Origin of the sequence: Cytobacillus sp. T106 (genome assembly GCF_040492155.1) — a bacterium.
GTDB lineage: Bacteria > Bacillota > Bacilli > Bacillales > Cytobacillaceae > Bacillus_AB > Bacillus_AB infantis.
The window spans coordinates 1-3,561 of the sequence record NZ_JBEUMK010000032.1; the positions used below are offsets into that span (position 1 = coordinate 1).

Genomic DNA, 3,561 nt, shown 5'->3' on the forward strand with positions numbered 1-3,561 from the left:
AAAATGTTCCCTGCATACTGAGATACAGAGAACACCGTGCAGATAAGATTGAGCCCCTATTTGCATGTCTCCAGTATGCAGAAACATTTTATATAAATCAAATACATTTACTGGAGGAATTTATTATGACTGCAAACCAAATGTTAGAAATGATTGTCGAGCAAAGTGTACAAGAATTAGCAAAAATCGAGAATCTTGAGGAGTTACACAAACACCAAGATAAATTCACTTTTGAGGAATTTACTCAACTTGAACTAGCAATCACACTAGAAATGTCAGACATGCAAGAAGAGTTTTACAAAGAAGGATTCAAACAAGACGTAAATTTTATTCTGTCCATGAAAAAATAGAGTAAAAAGGCGATACCCGTTACAATCGGTATTGCCTTTTTTATCGTTCCATCCCTCTATCTCTTTTTGTCTTTGGTTGTCTCGTTTGTTTTAACTGCTCTGATTTGCGTTTTAAGCCCTCTAGAGAGAATTCTCTGCTTTTCCCTAGTATTTTATCTAGAAACACTTTTAAACGCTCTATAAAAGCTTCTAGACGCTTCTGAGGGATTGTCTTTGCCTTTTTATTCTCCTCCAAGATAGAAAGCCACTGTTCGCCTTCCTTTTTATTTTTAGGCTTATGTCCATTTTCTAAATTGAAAAGGACTAAACGTCCTTTCTTTTCTAGTTTACTAATTTCTATATGTCTGTTTGTGTCTTGCAAGATACTTTTATACACAATAGCGTCTGTTCGATATTTCTTCAGCTGGTCTACTTCTTTTTCTAATAAACCAAATTGAAGTTCGGAATTATCTGCCCTACGATCCGCCTCGTAATACTTCTCTTCCAACTTCTCAATTTTTTCGGTTGCTGCCGCCATTCTTTTTTCAGCTTGATATTGTACTTTCATGCTAGATACAGATAAATCTTTTAATTTCTCAAAATCTTTAGATGGCAATGTGACCTTATCTCCAAAGTAACACCTTTTTGACACATCAAGAGGGTTCTGGTGTAGCACGTTATACCAAATTTACATTTGGACGTGCTCTGCGAGGCTCTTTTGCTTCGCAAAGCCATGCCTATAAGCATGGCAAAAACTAAACCTTGGGCGTTGCCCAAACCCACTGGGGATCTCTTCCCCAGACCCCCTTATCAAACACCCCCAACCCCCTCATATTTTGAGGGGGCTCCCTCGCCGGTAGGCAGGTCAAAAGGTACTACCTTTTGACCCATCAAGAGGGTTCTGGTGTAGTGAATTTGTCAACTCCTTATCCTCCCTTCGGTCCGGTATCGTTGACAAATACATATTTTTAGGTATATCTATCAATTCTTTGAACAAAAAAACTATATTATTCTTTAAACACAAGGAAACCACTTATTCCAATATGGTTGATATTCCGGAAATAAATATGTTGCTTCTGTATTAAAACCTCGATAATGCCGCATATAACTTGCTAAATATGAAAATGAAGATGCATGAGGACCTATAAACAAAGGAGCTCCTATACATACTAACCAGTCTATTAATGCTTGTTCTTCTAAACTTAAATTATTAAATTCTTTTTGTATATCCGGATAATTTTTCAAAAGCTGTTTTTTATTTATTACTTTTAGATCCGGTTTCTTTTCTTTTAAACTATCAACAAGTGCAGTATATTCATTTTCTAATAATCCTGAAGCAATATACAGAGCACACAAATCTTCATTGTTTATAACAAGTTCAATAATGTTTTTAAATTGATTTTGAATAAATATATTTAATCCTGTTTTATTTATATCTGGTATATGTGTTAAATCTCTTTCTATTCTTAAATGAACAGCTTTCCATTTTGGGTAAAAAGACATTGCTCCAATAATAAAATTAGATATTTTTAATATGCGTTTAGAAAAAGGAAAAAATTTAGCTACAAATAATCCTAAATCTGTACTTTCTTCTAAAGTAACTTCACGATTAGGAAATCGTCTACAATTGAGTATTTTATTTTGAGATAGCAGTTTCACATCTTTTACATGTTTTACTTCAATATTTCTGTCATTTAATAATTGTATTAAACCTTTTACATCTACAAAAGCATCAACCTCTATATTTCTAAAATAAGGATAAACATCACAATCAATAGATGTTCTAGATTGTACATCGTTTAAAATTATACAAACAGGTTCGCCTTTATTTTTATAAAAAAAAGCTTCTTCTAATGTTCTAAAAATAGCCATTAATTGATTGCAGAGACCTTCCAATTCTTTAATTTCATATTGAATATACATATAGTTTCATTCCTTTCTGTAATTTTAACGTATAAAAATAGAATTTAAGCTAGATATATCAAGGGGTTTGGCGATTTTAGGCATTACATGAGGGATGTAATCCTGATTACAATGATTTGTTGGCATGTTTCACCACATGACACATTAATATATCAAATTTGAAACATCATGTTGCTTACTTTTTTAACTAGGAATATTTAAAAAAGTAAATAATCCTAATTAGTTATATTCCCCCTTGTTTTTGGGTGTGAGCGTTGGCTGGGGGTTTGGGGGCTAGCCCCCCTGGAACGTAACTGAATATAGATTAAGCATGTTGCTTAGAACGATAGAACTGGCGGTTCGGCGGGTACAATTGCTAGTCCAAGTCGAGCAACCTAACTCCTCGTTTTTGGTCTGTTCGGCTTGGCGATATACCAACCCCCGCCGAATTCCCAAAAGCAAGGGCAAAAGAGTGGAGATTTTTTGAATGTTTTTTCAAAAAATACTACTCGACCCTTGCTTTTGGGAAAGCCCTTTTAGGAGATATAGAAGGGAAACTAGTAGAAACGTTGATATAAAAGGGTTTTATAGCTTAATAGGTTGCATAGTGTGCAAGGTATAGGTTGCATCAGCTGTGCAACCTATTTGCAATGAAATGTAGTTTTTTTGCAACATCCTATTGCGTTTGTAATTACCATATGATACCTTATTTGCAATAGGATGTTGCAAATGTGACACCTATATGTTGCACAGCTGATGCAACATATAGGTGAAGGGAGGTATTAAAAAAATTGGAAGATAAAAAAATAACATTAGAACTGACTAAAAACGAGTTTAACAAACTTCAAAAACTACTAGAATTTGAAAAAAACGAAGAAGAAAAGCATAAACAAAAAGAGGAAGAAAAGAAAAATTATAATTTTATACAGTTGTATAGAGACCATATGTCAGAAATGCGTTGGTTAATGACTAATCATCAATTTGCTAGTTCCATACTCTTTTTTATTATTGAACATATGGATAATAGAAACGCTTTAGCTTGCTCTTATTCAGTTTTTGAGGATTATTTCGAAAAACACAAAACTACAATTTATAGAAACCTTAAAATTCTCGAAGATAATGGATTTATATCAATTTTAAAGATGGGAACGTCAAATGTTTATGTAGTAAATGAGGATCTAGCTTGGACTGACTCAAACGACAAGAAAAGATTTGCAAAATATGATGGGAAAATCCTTGTTAGCAAAAAGGAAAATAAAGATTATCAATATCAAAGCCAATTTGATAGATTTAAAGCTTTACGCGAAAGAGAAGGTTTAAAATAAATAAA

Annotated in this window: 4 protein-coding genes; 2 read left to right on the forward strand and 2 right to left on the reverse strand. The window is 33.2% G+C overall.

All coding sequences use genetic code 11. The annotated features are described in order from the left end of the window. Positions 1-350: hypothetical protein (locus ABU165_RS25050; protein WP_353762700.1), on the forward strand; the 350-nt coding region annotated here is incomplete at its 5' end. Between the two features lie 40 nt (positions 351-390). Here ABU165_RS25050 and ABU165_RS25055 read toward each other — a convergent pair. Together ABU165_RS25055 and ABU165_RS25060 are read right to left on the reverse strand one after the other, a co-directional pair. After that, positions 391-945, reverse strand: coding sequence for a hypothetical protein (locus ABU165_RS25055; RefSeq protein WP_326059469.1), 555 nt, complete (start codon positions 943-945; stop codon positions 391-393). Positions 946-1,343: 398 nt separating this feature from the next. Next, positions 1,344-2,252: an O-fucosyltransferase family protein gene (locus tag ABU165_RS25060; RefSeq protein ID WP_086400816.1), complete on the reverse strand. Its 909-nt coding sequence runs from the start codon at positions 2,250-2,252 to the stop codon at positions 1,344-1,346. 770 nt (positions 2,253-3,022) lie between these two features. On the opposite strand from ABU165_RS25060, the gene ABU165_RS25065 reads away from it, so the two are divergent. Further along, positions 3,023-3,556, forward strand: coding sequence for a replication/maintenance protein RepL (locus ABU165_RS25065; protein WP_088043667.1), 534 nt, complete (start codon positions 3,023-3,025; stop codon positions 3,554-3,556). Positions 3,557-3,561: the final 5 nt, after the last annotated feature.

Coding starts and splice junctions, on each gene's coding strand:
- ABU165_RS25060 (WP_086400816.1), bottom strand. CDS start 2,252: ATGTATATTCAATATGAAATTAAAGAATTGGAAGGTCTCTGCAATCAA.